Below are 14,613 nucleotides of genomic sequence, written 5' to 3'. Positions count from 1 at the left end.
CCCGGGCAGGCCCGAGGCCGGGCAGCCTGCGGTCTCCACCCGCTGACGGAGGAGGCCGATGATGGCGTGCGAGCACTGCGGGACGAGGCGGCTGCCGGGACGGTTCTGCCACGGCTGCGGGCGCCGGGCGGCGCCGGTGCCGACGGGCGGTCGCCGCCCGCTCGACTGAGCCGGGGCGCCTCCCGTGCGAGGGTGGGCCGGTGCCGAGGCGGAGCGCGGGGATCCTGCTGTACCGGCTCGCCCCGGCGCCGCAGGTGCTGCTCGGCCACATGGGCGGGCCGTTCTGGGCGCGGAAGGACGACGGCGCCTGGTCGATCCCGAAGGGCGAGCACGGCGACGACGAGGAGCCGCTCGCCGCGGCCCGGCGCGAGTTCGAGGAGGAGCTCGGCAGCCCGGTGCCCGCGGCGGCGCTGATCCCGCTCGGTGAGCTGCGGGCCGGGTCGAAGCTGCTCACCGTGTGGGCGGGGGAGGGTGACCTCGACGCCGGCGCGATCGTCAGCGGCACGTTCGAGCTCGAGTGGCCGCCGCGGTCGGGGCGCGTCCAGCACTTCCCGGAGGTCGACCGGGCCGCCTGGTTCGGTCTCGACGAGGCGCGGGTCAAGCTGGTGAAGGGGCAGGTGCCCTACCTCGACCGCCTGGCGGCGCTGCTCGCCTGACCACGCCGGTCGACGACGCCGGTCGACGACCTGTTGCTGCCTCCCGGCCGCTGAGACCGCAGCAGGTCGACAGGAGGCGCAGGGGGTCCGTGGGACGGGGCGGGCTCCTGGGGCCGTGTCGGCCGTTCCGTTCCGCCGGTTCCGGTACGGCGGTGCCTAGCTTCCGACGACGCCGCCGGAGACGCCGGCGGCGACCGGACAGCGGGGGACCTCCATGACCACCTCTCAGTACCCGGGTGCGGCCGCGCAGCAGCCCGCCTACGGCTCCACGCCCGCCTACGCGCAGGCCCCGTACGCCCCGGCCCCCTACGCGCCGGCGCCCTTCCCGGGCTACGCCGGCCAGCCGATGCCGCCCGCCCCGGCCGGCGCGTACTTCCCGCCGTCCGGCCCGATCGGCAAGGTGCGCGGCACCGGCGTCGCGATCCTGCTGATGATCGTCACGTTCGGGATCTACAGCCTCGTGTGGACCTACTCGGTGCACGACGAGATGAAGCGGCACACCGGCAACGGCCTCGGTGGCGGTGTCGCGCTGCTCATCTCCATCCTCTTCGGCGTCGCCTCGCCGTTCATCACGAGCAGCGAGGTCGGCAACCTCTACGAGCGCATGGGCCGCGCCAAGCCGGTCAGCGGTGCCACGGGGCTCTGGGCGTTCCCCGGCTTCGTGATCCTCGTCGGCCCGATCGTCTGGTTCGTCAAGACCAACGGCGCGCTCAACGCCTACTGGCGGTCCCTCGGCGCCCGCTGAGCCACCCGCCGACCCACCGGCCGCGCCGTCGCACCCCGCGACGGCGCGGCCGGTGTGCGTCGTGGGGCTCCTGCGATGGGCCCGGCGGATCTCCTCGCCGGGCGCGCCGGATGTCGACCTGCGGTCATCTCCCGGGCGCCGAGGCAGCCGCAGGTCGCGGGGCGGCGCGGGGGTGGCCGCACGGTGTTCCCGGTACCGGCCGGGGGAACGGCGTGGGTCGGTCGGGTGACGCTTCGTCCCACCGCGGCGGCGGCGCTGTCGCCGGGGCGCGGGAGCTGTCACCCTCGGCGGCCACCGTCACCGGGAGGTCCCGTGAGCACCGCGCACCGCTGTTCCGGCCAGGCCTGCGCCTGCGCCCCCGCGTCCCGTCCGGTCGCCACCGCCGTCGTCCGCCGGCGCCCGCGCTGGGGCGCCGGGCCGACGGGCGACGTCGCCCAGGTGACGGATCGCTGACGAGTCGTCCCACCCGTCACACGCGGCGCGGGTACGTCGGCGCTGGGTGGCAGGGTCCTGGCTCCCCGGTCCGACGGACCCCGAGCGAGGAGACCCCGCGTGCTCTGTGAGACCTGCGCCGCCGAGACGCACCCCGGCCCGGTGTGCCAGCGCTGCGCCACGCTGGCGCAGCTGACCCAGCCGGTGCTCCGGCTGGAGACCCGCCGCCGCCCGCCGGTGCCCCCGGCCGTCCCCGCCCGCTGACGCGGCACCGGCTCCGCGGGGAGTCCCGCGGAGCCGGTGCGATCGAGGAGAGCCCGGCAGGTCAGGCCATGCCGGCCGGCTCCAGCGGCCGCGCCGCGGGCGCCGGGGGCTCCTCGCCGTCGGACTCCGTGATGCCGTACCGCGCGTAGAGGCGGCCCAGCGGCCCCGGGGCCCACCAGTTGGCCCGGCCGAGCAGCCGCATCGTCGCCGGCACCAGGAGCGTCCGGACGACGGTCGCGTCCACCACGATGGCGATCGCCATCGCCACGCCGATCATCTTGATGAAGGTGATACCCGACGTGGAGAAGGCGCCGATCACCACGAGCAGCAGCAGCGCGGCGCTGGTGATGATCCCGCCGGTGCGCTGCAGCCCGGTGGCCACCGCGGCGGTGTTGTCGCCGGTGAGGTCGTACTGCTCGCGGATGCGGGACATGAGGAACACCTCGTAGTCCATCGACAGCCCGAACACGATCGCCAGCACCAGGATCGGCTGCGTCGCCTCGATGAACCCGGTCGGCGTGAAGCCCAGGGGCCCCGACAGGTGGCCGTCCTGGAAGATCCACACCAGCGCGCCGAACGAGGCGCCCAGCGACAGCACGTTCATCAGCACCGCCTTGACCGGCAGCACCACCGAGCCGAACGCGAGGAACAGCAGCACGAACGTCGTGCCGACGACGAGCAGCGCCATCCACGGCAGCAGCGAGCCGAGGCTGTCGAGCAGGTCGGTCATGACCGCGCTCTCCCCGCCGACGAGCACCTCGCCGCCCGGCGGCGCCGGCACGCCGCGGACGTCGCCCACCAGCGCGCGGGCGTCGGCGTCGACCGGGTCGCCGGCGTAGGCCACCGACACCCGCGCCGTCGTCCCCTCGGCGCCGGTCACCGTGGCGCCCTCCACCTGCGGCAGCGCGGCGACGTCGGCCACGTAGGACTCGAGCGCGGCGGCGCCGGCGGGGGAGTCGACCGGGTCGGCCAGGCTGACGACGGCGGTCACCGGGCCCGACGGCGAGGTCGGGAAGTCCTCGTCGATCGTCTCGGCCACCACCCGGCTCTCGGTGCCGGCCGGCAGCACGCGGACGTCGATCGCGCCGAACTGCACCCGCAGGAACGGCAGCGCCAGCACCACGAGCAGCCCGACGACGGCGACGGTCACGAGCACCGGGCGCCTCATCACCCCGCGGGCGACCCGCTCCCACCAGCCGCGGCCCGGGACGGTGGCCACCGCGCGCCGGTGCCACGGCAGCGCCAGCGCGTCGACCCGCGGGCCGAGCACCGCCAGCAGCGCCGGCAGCAGGGTGAGCGCGGCGAGCATCGCGACGAGCACCGCGGCCACCCCGCCGAAGCCCATCGAGCGGAGGAACACCTGCGGGAAGACGACGAGGCCGGCCAGCGACAGCGCGACCGTGACGCCGGAGACCGCCACCGTCCGCCCGGCCGTGGCCATCGTGCGGGCGAGGGCCTCCTCCACGCTCGCCTGCCGGCGCACCTCCTCGCGGAACCGGCTGACCACGAACAGGCCGTAGTCGATGGCCAGCCCCAGCCCGAGGATCGTCACGATGTTGACGGCGAACACCGAGACCTCGGTGAACAGGCTGACCACCCGCAGCGCGGTGAACGCCCCGAGGATCGCGGTGACGCCGATCGCCAGCGGCAGGCTCGCCGCGGCCAGGCTGCCGAACACGACGACGAGCAGCACCGCGAGCACCGGCAGCGAGATCATCTCGGCGCGGGCGATGTCCGCGCTGACCCGGTCGTTGATGTCGCGCTCGACCGTGGCGGTCCCGCCGACCGACACCTCGAGCCCCGGCGCCGCGAGGTCGTCCTCGATCGCCTCCATCGCCTCGGTGCGCGCGTCGGCGTCGCCGGCCAGCGTCAGCACGGCGTAGGTGGACCGGCGGTCGTCGCTGACCAGGGGAGGGGCGCCGCCGTCGAACCACGTCGTCGTCCGCTCGACCAGGCCCGCGGGCAGGGCGGCCAGCGAGCCGGTGACCGCCTCGGCGTAGGCCGGGTCGTCGACGGTCAGGTCGTCGCTGCGGTACAGGACGACGACGTCGGCGGCGTCGCGGCCCAGCTCGCTGTCGGCGAGCGCGGCGGCACGGGAGCTCTCGCTGCCCGGGTCGTCGAAGCCGCCGCCGGTGAGCCGGCCGAACACGCCGGTGCCCCACACGGCCGCGACGACGACGGCCAGCGCGCTGAGCGCGAGCACCAGCCGGCGTCGTCGGTACACCACTCGTCCGAGGGCCTCGAACACGGCGACCCCTCCTCGTCCTGATAGATTGGTGAACACTGTTAGCGAACGGTGGTAACTCTGCATACACCGTTCACTGATGTCAACGGCAGGAGGTGGACGGCGATGACCGGACCGGTGAACAGGCGGGAGCGGGCGCGCGCCGACACGCTGCGCGACATCCGCGGCGCGGCCCGTCGCGTCCTGGTCGAGCACGGCGTCGAGGGCCTGGCGCTGCGGGCGATCGCCCGGGAGGTCGGCCTGACCCCGCCCGCGCTCTACCGCTACTTCGCCAGCCGCGAGGAGCTCGTCGAGCAGGTGGTCGCCGACCTCTACGACGAGCTGTGCGACCGGCTGGAGGAGGCCCGCGACGCCGTCGCCCCGCCGCGGCCCGGGGTGCAGCTGATGACCGCCGCGCGCACCTTCCGCTGCTGGGCGATCGACCACCCGGCCGAGTTCGGCCTGCTCTTCGGCAACGCGGCCGACGGCGTCGTCCCCGAGAAGGCCGACGACGGCCCCGCGGCCGCCGCCGGCCGGCGTTTCGGCGGCGTCTTCGCCGCGCTCATGGCCGCCGTCTACCTGCAGCAGCCCTTCCCCGTCCTCGCCGACGGCGACCTCGACGAGCGCTACCGGGATCAGCTGCGCGCCTGGTGTGCCACGCTCCCGGTCGAGCTCCCGCTCGGCGTCATGGCGGTGTTCCTGTCCTCCTGGGTGCGCCTGTACGGGCTGGTCTGCATGGAAGTCTTCGGCCACCTGCGGTTCGCCCTCGACGACGCCGCCTCGCTCTTCGAGGCCGAGATGCACGACGTCGCCGTGCGGCTGGGCATCGAGGCGGACCTCGTTCACCCGGAGGAGTGACCGACCTCACCGCTAGCAATCCGCTTGCTCTAGTTAGCAGGGGCCGGGGCGGGGCATAGCTGGGAGGTCAGGCCGTACCCGACCGTTGGAGTCCTCCGTCGTGACCGACCACGCCAAGATCGTCAACCAGCTCCGCGCGCTGGTCCTGCTCACCCAGACCGAGGAGCAGGTCGCCCGCACCCGCGTCTCGCAAGCCCGCACCGACGCCGTGCGCCGCGAGCTCACCCAGAACGCCGACAACGCCGCCGAGCGGACCCGGCTCATCACCGCCGAGCTGCGCGAGCTCGGTGGCGTCCCGGACGTCGTCACCCCCGTCGTCGGCCGGCTCTCCGCCGTCCTCAAGGCCACCTTCGAGCAGGCCGAGCCGCTCGAGGAGGCCCTGCTGCAGGACCTCTCGCTCGAGCACCAGCTGCACGACCGCGCCACCTACCTCAAGGTGCTCGGCCAGGCGGCCGGGCTGGCGAAGGTCGAGCGCCTCGCCGAGGGCCTGATTGCGGCCCACGAGGCCACCATCGAGTGGCTGACCGTCGTGCTCGCCGAGGAGGCGCTGGGCGGCCCCGCCGCGCTGCAGGCCACCCCGTTCCAGCAGGTTGCCGGCGTCGCGGCCCGCGCCGCCAACGCGCCGTACCGCTTCGTCGCCAACCGGGTGAACGAGGCCCTCGACACCGCCCAGCAGCGCCGCGAGGCCGCGGGCGACCGGCTCGGCGAGGTGGCCGGCAAGGCCTCGACCCTCACCGACGCCGTCCGCGAGACCCTGAGCGTCGGCCGGGCCGCCACCCTGCGCCGCGCCGAGCGGATCGCCCGCCGCGAGGGCAACCGCGAGGCCGCCGACGCCGCCAAGGCCGCCCGCGAGGAGCTCGGCGACGTCACCGCCGACGAGCTGCCGGTGAAGGGCTTCGACTCGCTGTCGACCTCGGACGCCGCCAAGGCCGCCAAGGCCCTGCGCGACCCGCACGCCATCCGCGTGCTGATCCGCTACGAGGAGACCCACAAGAACCGGTCCAGCGTGGTCAGCGCCGCGCAGGTCGCCCTCGCCGAGGTCGCCAAGGAGGCCGTCGGCGTCGACAGCTGACGCCGCCACTCTCCGGAGGGCCCGCACCCACCCCGGGTGCGGGCCCTCCGCGCGTCCGTGAGATCCCGCTCGCAGCGGCTCGCCGCCGTCCGGTACCTCGGGGAAGGTGGGAGGCATGCAGATCACTCCCGAGGCCCTGGAGGACGAGTTCTCGCTCCAGACCGCCGCCACCCGCCTGGACTTCCTGAGCCGGCGGGACTCCGGGACCACGTCCCTGAACACCGTCGCCGACCGCGATGACGACGACTGGAGCTCGCTGCTCTCCGACGAGACGCAGCTCGACGTGCCCGAGTCCCTCGAGCTGCTCGCCCTCGGCGAGGTCATCGCCCGCAAGGCCCACGACAGCCAGCTGACCGGCTTCCGCGCGGCCCTGCGCGGCGGGGCGAGCTGGGAGCAGATCGCCGCCGCCCTTGACGTGACCCCCGCCGAGGCCTGGGCCGCCTACCACCGCGCCATCGAGCGCCAGGAGCGTTCCGCCGTCCTCGACGCCTCGGCCGCCGCGGCCGCGCGCGAGCTGGCCGGCGCCCGCCCCGCCTGACGGAGGACCCCTCCGCGCGGGCCCGGCCGCACGCGCAGCCGGGCCCGCGCGGTGTCCGGGGCGGTCAGCGCACCTCGACGCCGCGCCAGAAGGCCACCCGGCCGGTGATCTCCTTCGCCGCGTCCTTCGGCTCGGGGTAGTACCAGGCGGCGTCGGGGTTGGTCTGCCCGTCGACCTCGAGGGAGAGGTAGGAGGCCTCGCCCTTCCACGGGCAGGTGGTGTGGGTCGAGGAGGGGCGCAGCACGTCCTCGCGCACGGACTCGCGCGGGAAGTAGGCGTTGCCCTCCACGGTGACGATGTCGTCGGACTCGGCGATGACGGTGCCGTTCCAGGTCGCAGTGGTCATGGGGTGATCGTCCTCCGCCACGGCCTGCGGCGTCACCCCGTCGTGCGCGATCCGGGTGCCCGCGACAGGCGTACCGGCAGGGCGGCTGGGCATGTCTGGGGAGAGCGGGCCCCGTGCCCCGACCGCCGTCCCCGACCGCGAGGAGCAGTCATGTCCCACCCCGCCGCCGCACCCGACCCCGAGGACCCGCGCCGCGGGATGAACCCCCGCCCGAAGCGCGGCCGGGCGCTGTTCCTCGGCACGTTCCTCGGCCTGATCGTGATGGTCTTCGCGATCATCCTGCTGGTCAGCCAGTGCGGCACCGGCGACGACGACGAGGTCTACGACGACGACAACCAGGGCCTCGCGCTCGTCGTCGACGAGGCACTCCCGGCACTCGTGCCCGCCTGACCCCACGGGGGGAGGTCCGGGCGCGTCCTCCTGACCTGCGACGACGTCGCGTGTGATGGTGCCCCGCGGACGGCGCCGCCCGGTGACCGTCAGGCACACCGAGGAGCACGTGATGACCAACCCGGGACAGCCCGGCCAGCCCTTCCCGCCGCAGGGCGGCCCGCAGCAGCCGGGTCAGCCCTTCCCGCCGCAGGGTCAGCCGCAGCCGGGCCAGCCGTACCCCCCGCAGGGTCAGCCGTTCCCGCCGCAGGGCCAGCCCTTCCCGCCGCAGGGCGCGCCGGGCCAGTTCGGCGCCACCCCGTTCGGCGGCGGCCCGGGTCAGCCGGCGCCCAAGTCGGGCAAGGCCCGGAAGGTCGGCGGCGTCGTGGCGGCGGTCGCCGTCGCCGGCGGCATCGCCGCGTTCCGGTTCTTCGGCGTGGGCGACCCGGAGGTCGGGGACTGCATCGCGCAGGAAGGCGCCAGCAGCTTCGAGACGGTGGACTGCGACGACGAGTCCGCGCAGGCGCGCGTCGTCGGCGTCGTCGAGGAGAAGGTCACCGAGAGCGAGTTCTACGAGACCAGCTACCAGCCGTGCGGCGAGTGGCCGTCGGCCACCCAGGCGCTGTGGAGCGGCGAGACCGGTGGCGAGGGCACCGTCTACTGCGCCGAGGACGTCTGACCCGTCACGACCCCGCGAGCGCCCCGCCGGTACGTCCGGCGGGGCGCTCGTGCGTCCGGGGGCCGCTCAGCGCTGCAGGACCGCGAAGGTCGCGACCGCGTGGGCCAGCGCCCGGCCCTCCTGCTCGACGTCGGCCTCGCAGATCGTCAGGTGCTCGCCGCGGGTGCGCACGCGGCCGCGCACCTCGAGCGGCCCCGGCTTCCCCGGGCGCAGGTAGGTGACGGTGAGCTGGCTGGTGGCCGGCACCTCGCCCTCGCCGGTGGTGGTGCGCACGGCCTGGCCCATCGCGGTGTCCACCAGCGTCGCGAGCACCCCGCCGTGCAGCGTCCCCGCCGGGTTGAGGTGCTCGTCGCGGACCTCGAAGTCGAGGACGGCCGCACCGTCGTCGCCCTCCCGCACCCGGGCGCCGAGCCCGCCCGCGAAACCGCCCACGTCCCCGTCGTCCGCCATGCCCGGCCGGTACCCGGGGCCGCGTCCGGGACACCCCACGGACCGCGCGGTCCGGTCTAGGGTCCGCCGCCGTGACGGTGCGGCTGCGGACGTGGGTCCTGCTCGGGGCGGTGGTCGCCGTCGTGCTCGCGGTGGTCACCCTGGTGTGGTTCCAGCCGCAGAAGCTGCTCTACGACAGCCGCGTGGACGAGGCGCTGCCCACCGTCGCGGCGGGGGCGCCGTCCCCGTCGGCCGGGGCCCCGGCCGCGCCGGCCGGCCCGGTCGACCTGGCCACCGGCACGTTCGTCTCCCGCGAGCACGAGACGGTCGGCACCGCCCGGCTGGTGCAGCTCCCCGACGGGCAGGTGGTCGTGCGGCTCGAGGGCTTCGAGACCTCCAACGGCCCCGCCCTGTTCGTCTACCTCTCGCGGAACCCCGCGGGCGGCGAGGAGGCGGCCTTCGACGACGAGGCCGTCGACCTCGGCGCGCTCAAGGGCAACGTCGGCGACCAGAACTACGCCGTGCCCGCCGGCGTCGACGCCACCGGCTACACCAGCGTGGTGATCTGGTGCGACCGCTTCGACGCCGCGTTTGGCGCCGCCGACCTGGCACCGGCCACGGCGGCCTGAGCGCTCAGGCCGGCTCGCGGCGCATCGGCACGTGCGGGATGCCGTCCTCGACGTAGCCCGGGCCCGACAGCCGGAACCCGAACCGCTCGTACCAGCCCTGCAGGTGCGCCTGCGCGCCGAGCGTCACCGGCAGCCCCCCGCTGCGCGCGATGCCCTCCTCGACCAGCCGCGCGGCCAGGCCCCGGCCCCGGGCCGCGGCGGCGGTGGCCACCCGGCCGATCGCCCGTGCGCCGCCGTCGTCGAGCAGCCGGATGGTGGCGAGGACCTCGCCGTCCTCCTCGAACCACAGGTGCAGCGTCCCCGGCTCGAGGTCGCGGCCGTCGAGCTCGGGATAGGGGCACTCCTGCTCGACGACGAACACGTCGACCCGCAGCCGGCACAGCGCGTAGACCTCGAGTGGGGTGAGCTCGGCGAAGCGCGCGGTGCGCAGGACGGGCGGCATCCGACCGTTCTAGCGCACCGCCCGCCGCGGTCCCGGAGGCGGCTCGTCCTCGCCCGGCCGGCCGGTCAGCGCGAGCAGGACCTCGCCGAGGCCGGGGCTGCCGAGCGCGAACCGGGCGAGCTCGATGCCGGCGTCCTCCAGCGCGGCCAGCGCCCGCGTGGCCGGCGCGGCCCCGGGCACCCGGGCGGTGAGCGCCGTCAGGTCGGCGTCGGCGCCGACCGGCACGCCGAGCACGCGCTCGAGCAGCGCGCGGGCCTCGGCGCGGCGCCCCGGCTCGGACACCCGCACGTGCAGCGTCCTCGTGCCCACCGACGCCCGGAGCTGCGTCGGGCTGCCCTCGGCGACGACCCGGCCGGCGTCGAGGACGGAGACGCGGTCGGCGAGCTGGTCGGCCTCGTCGAGGTGGCGGGTGGCCAGCAGCACCGTCGTCCCGCCCCGGACCAGCGCCCGGACGACGTCCCACACCTGGTCGCGGCTGCACGGGTCGAGCCCGGTGGTGGGCTCGTCGAGGAGGACGACGTCGGGCCGGACGACGATGCTCGCGGCGATGTCGGCCCGCCGCCGCATGCCGCCGGAGTACCGCCCGACCTGCGTGCCGGCGGCCCCGGTGAGACCGAAGGCGCTCAGCAGCTGGTCGGTGCGCTGGCGGGCCGCGGCCCGCGAGTAGCCGAGCAGGCGGGCGAGCAGCAGCAGGTTCTCCGCGCCGGTGAGCTCCTCGTCCAGCGAGGCGAACCGGCCGGTGAGGCCGACCCGGGCGCGCACCGCGCCGGGCTCGCGCACGACGTCGTGCCCGAGCACCCGTGCCCGCCCGCCGTCGGGCGGGACCACCGCGGCCAGCATGCGGAGGGTGGTGGTCTTGCCCGCGCCGTCGATCCCGAGGAGGCCGTGGACGCCGCCCTGCGGGACGAGCAGGTCCACCCCCGCGACCGCCGTCGTCGACCCGGACCGCTTGACCAGGCCCACGGCCTCGACCGCCGGGACGTCGCCGTTCCCGTCCGCCCGCTCTCCGGCCGGCACGGTGTCGCCGAGGTGCGCCGTCACCTGCCCCACCCCCTGCTCCCGTGCCGGGTGCCCGCACGGTGCGCGCGGGTCTGACGGGGCAGACGGCGCCCGGGGCGCGGACTCATCGGCGGAGCCCCGCCCCCATCCGCGCTTAGGTGTGCCTACCCTGTCTGCCGGCACCCGTCGACGTCCGCTGGAGGACCCGTGACCAGGCCCCTGCGGGCTGTTCCCGCCGCTCTGTCCGCCGTCTGCCTCGCCGGGGCGCTGTCCGCCTGCGGCAGCGCCGGGGCGTCGGACGCCGACACGCTCACGGTCTACAGCGCCCAGCACGAGAGCCTGGTGCGCACGATGCTCGAGGGCTTCACCGAGGAGACCGGCATCGAGGTGGAGTTCCGCGACGGCAACGACGCGGAGCTGGCCAACCAGATCGTGCAGGAGGGCGAGGCCTCCCCGGCCGACGTCTTCCTCACCGAGAACAGCCCGTCGATCGCCGTCCTCGACCGCGAGGGACTGCTGCAGGAGCTCGACCGGGCCACCCTCGACCAGGTCGGCGAGCAGTTCCGGCCGTCGTCGGGCACGTGGACCGGCTTCGCGGCCCGGTCGACCGTCCTCGTCTACGACCCCTCCGCGCTGACGGAGGAGCAGCTGCCCGGCTCGATCATGGAGCTGGCCGACCCGGCGTGGGAGGGCCGCATCGGCATCGCCGCCGGCGGCGCGGACTTCCAGGCCATCGTCGCGGCCGTCCTCGCCACGCAGGGCGAGGAGGCGACCCGCGCGTGGCTGGAGGGCCTGGAGCGCAACGCCGGCGTCTACCAGAGCAACACCGCGGTCATGGTCGCCGCCGACGAGGGCGAGATCGACGCCGGCGTCATGTACCACTACTACTGGTACCGCGACCAGGCCGAGGGCGGCCTCAAGGGCGACGACGCCCGGTTGCACCTGTTCGGCAACGGCGACCCGGGCGCCTTCCTCAGCGTCTCCGGCGCGGGCGTGCTCGCCTCCTCCGACCAGCAGGACGCCGCCCAGCGCCTGGTGGCCTACCTGACCGGGCCCGAGGCGCAGCAGCGGCTGGCCGAGAGCACCGCGCTGGAGTACGCCGTCGGTACCGGCGTCGCCTCCGCCGAGGTCCTGCCCCCGCTGGAGACCCTGGGGGCCCCGGCCGTCGACCCCGGCTCCCTCGACCAGGAACGGGTCACCGAGCTCATGCAGGAGGTGGGGCTGCTCTGAGCCCCGCCCCGAGCCGCCCCGCCACCCCGCCCGCGCCGGCGCTCCGGGCCCGGCGGAGGGCCTCTATGCGCCGGTCGCCGGTGACGGTGCTGCTCGCCACGGCCGTCGCCGGGCTCGCGCTGCTGCCGCTGGTGCACATCGCCACGGCCGCCGTCGAGGTCGGCTGGAGCGGCGTGGCGGAGCTGGTGTTCCGGCCGCGGGTGGCCGAGCTGCTCGGCAACACCCTGCGGCTGGTCGGCGGCACCGTCGCGGTCACCGCGGTCCTCGGCGTCGGCACGGCCTGGCTGGTCGAGCGCGCCGCCCTGCCCGGCCGCCGGGTGTGGCACGTGCTGCTGGTCGCGCCCCTGGCCCTGCCGGCCTTCGTCACCAGCTCGGCGTGGATCTCGCTGCTGCCGGGGCTGGACACCTACGGCGGTGCGCTGCTGGTCGTGTCGCTGTCGTACGCGCCGTTCGTGTACCTGCCCGTGGTCGCCGCCTTCCGCGGGCTGGACCCGGCGCTGGAGGAGACCGCCCGCGGCCTGGGCCTGTCGACGTTGGCGGTGTTCCGCCGGGTGCAGCTGCCCCAGCTGCGGGTGGCCGTCCTGGGCGGGACCCTGCTGGTCGCCCTGCACGTGCTGGCCGAGTTCGGCGCCCTGGCGATGCTGCGCTACCCGACCTTCACCACGGCGGTCTACGACCAGTACCGGGCCACGTTCAACGGCCCCGCCGCCTCGATGCTCGCCGGCGTCCTCGTGCTGCTGTGCCTGGTCCTGCTGCTGGCCGAGGTCCGGCTGCGTGGCACCCGGGCCTACGCCCGCACCGGGTCGGGCACCGCCCGGCGGGTGCGCCCGGCCCGCCTCGGCCCGCTCACCGGCCCTGCCCTGCTGCTCCTGGGCGCGGTCGTGGCGCTGTCCCTGCTGGTGCCTCTCGGTGCCCTGGTGTCGTGGTTCGTCAGAGGCACCTCGGCCCGGGCCGACTGGGCGGCTCTGGCCGGCACCACCGGGACGACGCTCGCGCTGGCGGCCGCGGCCGCGGCGGTGACCACCGTGCTGGCCCTGCCCACCGGGTGGCTGGCGGTGCGCCGCCGCGGGCCGCTGGCCACGCTGCTGGAGCGCACCACCTACCTCGGCAGCGCGGTGCCGGCGATCGTCGTCGCCCTGGCGCTGGTCGCGCTCGGCATCCGCCTGCTGCCCTCGCTCTACCAGACCGTGCCGGTCCTGCTGGCGGCGTACGCGATCCTGTTCCTGCCCCGCGCGATCGTGACGGTGCGCGCCGCGGTCGAGCAGTCCCCGCCGGTGCACGACGACGTCGCCGCCTCCCTCGGCGTGTCCGCCCCCGCCCGGCTGTGGCGGGTGACCCTCCCGCTGATGGCTCCCGGGATCGGCGCAGGAGCGGCGCTGGTGTTCCTCGCGGTGGTCACCGAGCTCACCGCCACGCTGCTGCTGGCGCCCACGGGCACCGAGACCCTCGCCACCGCGTTCTGGTCGGCGAGCAGCGCCCTGGAGTTCGGCGCCGCCGCGCCCTACGCCGTGGTCATGGTCCTGCTGTCGGCACCGGCCACGCTCCTGCTGTCCCGAGACGTCCAAAGAGGTCTGACCACATGAGCGCGCTGACCGTCCGCGGTCTGGTGAAGTCCCACGGCGGCACCCCGGTGCTCACCGGGATCGACCTGCACGTCCCGTCCGGGACGACGACCGCCCTGCTCGGCCCCTCGGGCTGCGGCAAGACGACGCTGCTGCGCATCGTCGCCGGGTTCGACGACCCCGACGCCGGCACCGTCGAGCTGGGCGGACGGCTGGTCGCCGGTCGCGGCCGCGGGGTCCCCGCGCGCTCGCGCGGCATCGGCTTCGTGCCGCAGGAGGGCGGGCTGTTCCCCCACCTGAGCGTGGCCGGCAACGTCGCTTTCGGACTGCCCCGCCGGCTGCGGCGCGACCGCACGCGGATCGCCGGGCTGCTGGCGCTCGTCGGCCTCGACGCCGCGCTGGCCGACCGGGCGCCGCACCAGCTCTCCGGCGGCCAGCAGCAGCGGGTCGCGCTGGCCCGCGCGCTGGCGCCCGAGCCCTCCCTGGTGCTGCTCGACGAACCGTTCTCCTCCCTGGACGCCGCGCTGCGCGAGGACACCCGCCGGGCCGTCGCGGACGCGCTGCGGGCGACGGGGGCCACCGCCGTCCTGGTCACCCACGACCAGGGGGAGGCGCTGTCGACCGCCGACCGGGTGGCCGTGGTGCGCGGCGGGAGGCTCGCCCAGCTGGCGGATCCGCGGACGCTGTACCGCGAGCCCACCGACCTCGACGTGGCCGCCTTCGTCGGGGAGGCCGTGGTCCTCGACGGCGAGGCCGCCGCCGGGCGGGTCGCGACCGAGCTGGGGGAGCTCCCGCTGGCGCGGCCGTGCGGCGACGGCCCGGTCCGGGTCCTGCTGCGTCCCGAGCAGCTGCGGCTGTCGGGAGGCCCGGGCGCCCGCGCCCGGGTCCGCGGCGTGGACTTCTACGGCCACGACGCGCGGGTGGAGCTGGAGCTGCCCTCGGGACTGCGGGTGGGAGCCCGGACCGGCGGCGGGGATCTCCCGCGGACCGGTACGGAGGTCACCGTGAGCGTGGAGGGGCTGGCCGTGCCCTTCCCCGCCGGCTCTCCGGGAGCGGCCGTGGCGTCCGTGCCGTCCGCCCCGGCGGACCTGGGAGGCACCTGGACGCCGACCGCGGGTTAGGTGTGCCTAAGCTCACCG

At 75.8% G+C, this 14,613-nt stretch carries 17 protein-coding genes; 12 read left to right on the top strand and 5 right to left on the bottom strand.

What is annotated here, in order from left to right; translation table 11 throughout:
- Positions 1-200 precede the first annotated feature (200 nt).
- The 3 genes from WA616_RS15235 to WA616_RS15225 all read left to right on the top strand — a co-directional run bounded on the left by WA616_RS15235 (position 201) and on the right by WA616_RS15225 (position 2,097).
- Complete coding sequence (locus WA616_RS15235) at positions 201-656, top strand: NUDIX domain-containing protein (RefSeq protein ID WP_073420420.1); 456 nt, start codon at positions 201-203, stop codon at positions 654-656.
- 214 nt (positions 657-870) lie between these two features.
- Positions 871-1,401: a DUF4234 domain-containing protein gene (locus WA616_RS15230; RefSeq protein ID WP_336031098.1), complete on the top strand. Its 531-nt coding sequence runs from the start codon at positions 871-873 to the stop codon at positions 1,399-1,401.
- A 552-nt stretch (positions 1,402-1,953) separates the two neighbouring features.
- Complete coding sequence (locus WA616_RS15225; RefSeq protein ID WP_175562856.1) at positions 1,954-2,097, top strand: hypothetical protein; 144 nt, start codon at positions 1,954-1,956, stop codon at positions 2,095-2,097.
- Positions 2,098-2,158: 61 nt separating this feature from the next.
- On the opposite strand, the gene WA616_RS15220 is transcribed toward WA616_RS15225, so the two are convergent.
- On the bottom strand, positions 2,159-4,345 hold the full coding sequence (locus WA616_RS15220) for an MMPL family transporter (RefSeq protein ID WP_336031095.1): 2,187 nt from the start codon (positions 4,343-4,345) through the stop codon (positions 2,159-2,161).
- A 102-nt stretch (positions 4,346-4,447) separates the two neighbouring features.
- Between WA616_RS15220 and WA616_RS15215 the strand changes: the two genes are divergently transcribed.
- The 3 genes from WA616_RS15215 to WA616_RS15205 all read left to right on the top strand — a co-directional run bounded on the left by WA616_RS15215 (position 4,448) and on the right by WA616_RS15205 (position 6,789).
- Positions 4,448-5,179, top strand: a complete 732-nt coding sequence (locus WA616_RS15215) for a TetR/AcrR family transcriptional regulator (RefSeq protein ID WP_336031094.1) — start codon at positions 4,448-4,450, stop codon at positions 5,177-5,179.
- Between the two features lie 100 nt (positions 5,180-5,279).
- The gene (locus tag WA616_RS15210; protein ID WP_336031091.1) at positions 5,280-6,251 is read left to right on the top strand and encodes a ferritin-like domain-containing protein; all 972 of its coding nucleotides are present in this window, start codon (positions 5,280-5,282) and stop codon (positions 6,249-6,251) included.
- A gap of 115 nt (positions 6,252-6,366) precedes the next feature.
- Positions 6,367-6,789, top strand: coding sequence for a hypothetical protein (locus WA616_RS15205; protein ID WP_336031089.1), 423 nt, complete (start codon positions 6,367-6,369; stop codon positions 6,787-6,789).
- A 64-nt stretch (positions 6,790-6,853) separates the two neighbouring features.
- Here WA616_RS15205 and WA616_RS15200 read toward each other — a convergent pair whose 3' ends face one another.
- Entirely contained in the window at positions 6,854-7,135 is a 282-nt protein-coding gene (locus WA616_RS15200; protein WP_073420816.1) for a DUF427 domain-containing protein, read from the bottom strand.
- 150 nt (positions 7,136-7,285) lie between these two features.
- Between WA616_RS15200 and WA616_RS15195 the strand changes: the two genes are divergently transcribed.
- Positions 7,286-7,525, top strand: a complete 240-nt coding sequence (locus tag WA616_RS15195; protein ID WP_336031086.1) for a hypothetical protein — start codon at positions 7,286-7,288, stop codon at positions 7,523-7,525.
- A 112-nt stretch (positions 7,526-7,637) separates the two neighbouring features.
- Entirely contained in the window at positions 7,638-8,183 is a 546-nt protein-coding gene (locus WA616_RS15190) for an LppU/SCO3897 family protein (protein WP_336031084.1), read from the top strand.
- Positions 8,184-8,249: 66 nt separating this feature from the next.
- Here the strand turns inward: WA616_RS15190 and WA616_RS15185 are convergent, their stop codons facing one another.
- A complete protein-coding gene (locus WA616_RS15185; RefSeq protein WP_336031082.1) occupies positions 8,250-8,633 on the bottom strand; it encodes a PaaI family thioesterase in 384 nt (127 codons plus the stop codon).
- A gap of 71 nt (positions 8,634-8,704) precedes the next feature.
- Here WA616_RS15185 and WA616_RS15180 point away from each other — a divergent pair, with 71 nt between their 5' ends.
- Positions 8,705-9,241 (top strand): DM13 domain-containing protein, encoded by a 537-nt coding sequence (locus WA616_RS15180; protein ID WP_336031081.1) that lies wholly within the window; start codon positions 8,705-8,707, stop codon positions 9,239-9,241.
- A 4-nt stretch (positions 9,242-9,245) separates the two neighbouring features.
- Here the strand turns inward: WA616_RS15180 and WA616_RS15175 are convergent, their stop codons facing one another.
- Positions 9,246-9,683 (bottom strand): GNAT family N-acetyltransferase, encoded by a 438-nt coding sequence (locus WA616_RS15175; RefSeq protein WP_336031078.1) that lies wholly within the window; start codon positions 9,681-9,683, stop codon positions 9,246-9,248.
- Between the two features lie 9 nt (positions 9,684-9,692).
- Positions 9,693-10,733, bottom strand: coding sequence for an ATP-binding cassette domain-containing protein (locus WA616_RS15170; protein WP_336031077.1), 1,041 nt, complete (start codon positions 10,731-10,733; stop codon positions 9,693-9,695).
- A 156-nt stretch (positions 10,734-10,889) separates the two neighbouring features.
- Between WA616_RS15170 and WA616_RS15165 the strand changes: the two genes are divergently transcribed.
- The 3 genes from WA616_RS15165 (at position 10,890) to WA616_RS15155 (ending at position 14,595) form a co-directional block, all read left to right on the top strand.
- The gene (locus tag WA616_RS15165; protein WP_336031075.1) at positions 10,890-11,912 is read left to right on the top strand and encodes an iron ABC transporter substrate-binding protein; all 1,023 of its coding nucleotides are present in this window, start codon (positions 10,890-10,892) and stop codon (positions 11,910-11,912) included.
- A gap of 65 nt (positions 11,913-11,977) precedes the next feature.
- Complete coding sequence (locus tag WA616_RS15160; RefSeq protein WP_336031073.1) at positions 11,978-13,495, top strand: ABC transporter permease; 1,518 nt, start codon at positions 11,978-11,980, stop codon at positions 13,493-13,495.
- Positions 13,492-14,595 carry an ABC transporter ATP-binding protein gene (locus WA616_RS15155; RefSeq protein WP_336031069.1) on the top strand — a complete coding sequence of 368 codons (1,104 nt, stop codon included), beginning with the start codon at positions 13,492-13,494 and terminating at the stop codon, positions 14,593-14,595. The genes WA616_RS15160 and WA616_RS15155 overlap by 4 nt, the downstream gene beginning before the upstream one ends.
- Positions 14,596-14,613: the final 18 nt, after the last annotated feature.

The organism is Geodermatophilus sp. FMUSA9-8, from assembly GCF_037034165.1.
GTDB lineage: Bacteria > Actinomycetota > Actinomycetes > Mycobacteriales > Geodermatophilaceae > Geodermatophilus > Geodermatophilus nigrescens.
The sequence above is the reverse complement of the archived record's forward strand: the minus strand, read 5'-3'. Positions and strand labels throughout refer to the sequence as shown.

What these genes read in the sequence shown, in the direction of transcription:
- WA616_RS15230 (WP_336031098.1), top strand. Translation starts at nt 871, where the DNA reads ATGACCACCTCTCAGTACCCGGGTGCGGCCGCGCAGCAGCCCGCCTAC.
- WA616_RS15215 (WP_336031094.1), top strand. Translation starts at nt 4,448, where the DNA reads ATGACCGGACCGGTGAACAGGCGGGAGCGGGCGCGCGCCGACACGCTG.
- WA616_RS15205 (WP_336031089.1), top strand. Translation starts at nt 6,367, where the DNA reads ATGCAGATCACTCCCGAGGCCCTGGAGGACGAGTTCTCGCTCCAGACC.
- WA616_RS15200 (WP_073420816.1), bottom strand. Translation starts at nt 7,135, where the DNA reads ATGACCACTGCGACCTGGAACGGCACCGTCATCGCCGAGTCCGACGAC.
- WA616_RS15195 (WP_336031086.1), top strand. Translation starts at nt 7,286, where the DNA reads ATGTCCCACCCCGCCGCCGCACCCGACCCCGAGGACCCGCGCCGCGGG.
- WA616_RS15190 (WP_336031084.1), top strand. Translation starts at nt 7,638, where the DNA reads ATGACCAACCCGGGACAGCCCGGCCAGCCCTTCCCGCCGCAGGGCGGC.
- WA616_RS15185 (WP_336031082.1), bottom strand. Translation starts at nt 8,633, where the DNA reads ATGGCGGACGACGGGGACGTGGGCGGTTTCGCGGGCGGGCTCGGCGCC.
- WA616_RS15175 (WP_336031078.1), bottom strand. Translation starts at nt 9,683, where the DNA reads ATGCCGCCCGTCCTGCGCACCGCGCGCTTCGCCGAGCTCACCCCACTC.
- WA616_RS15160 (WP_336031073.1), top strand. Translation starts at nt 11,978, where the DNA reads ATGCGCCGGTCGCCGGTGACGGTGCTGCTCGCCACGGCCGTCGCCGGG.
- WA616_RS15155 (WP_336031069.1), top strand. Translation starts at nt 13,492, where the DNA reads ATGAGCGCGCTGACCGTCCGCGGTCTGGTGAAGTCCCACGGCGGCACC.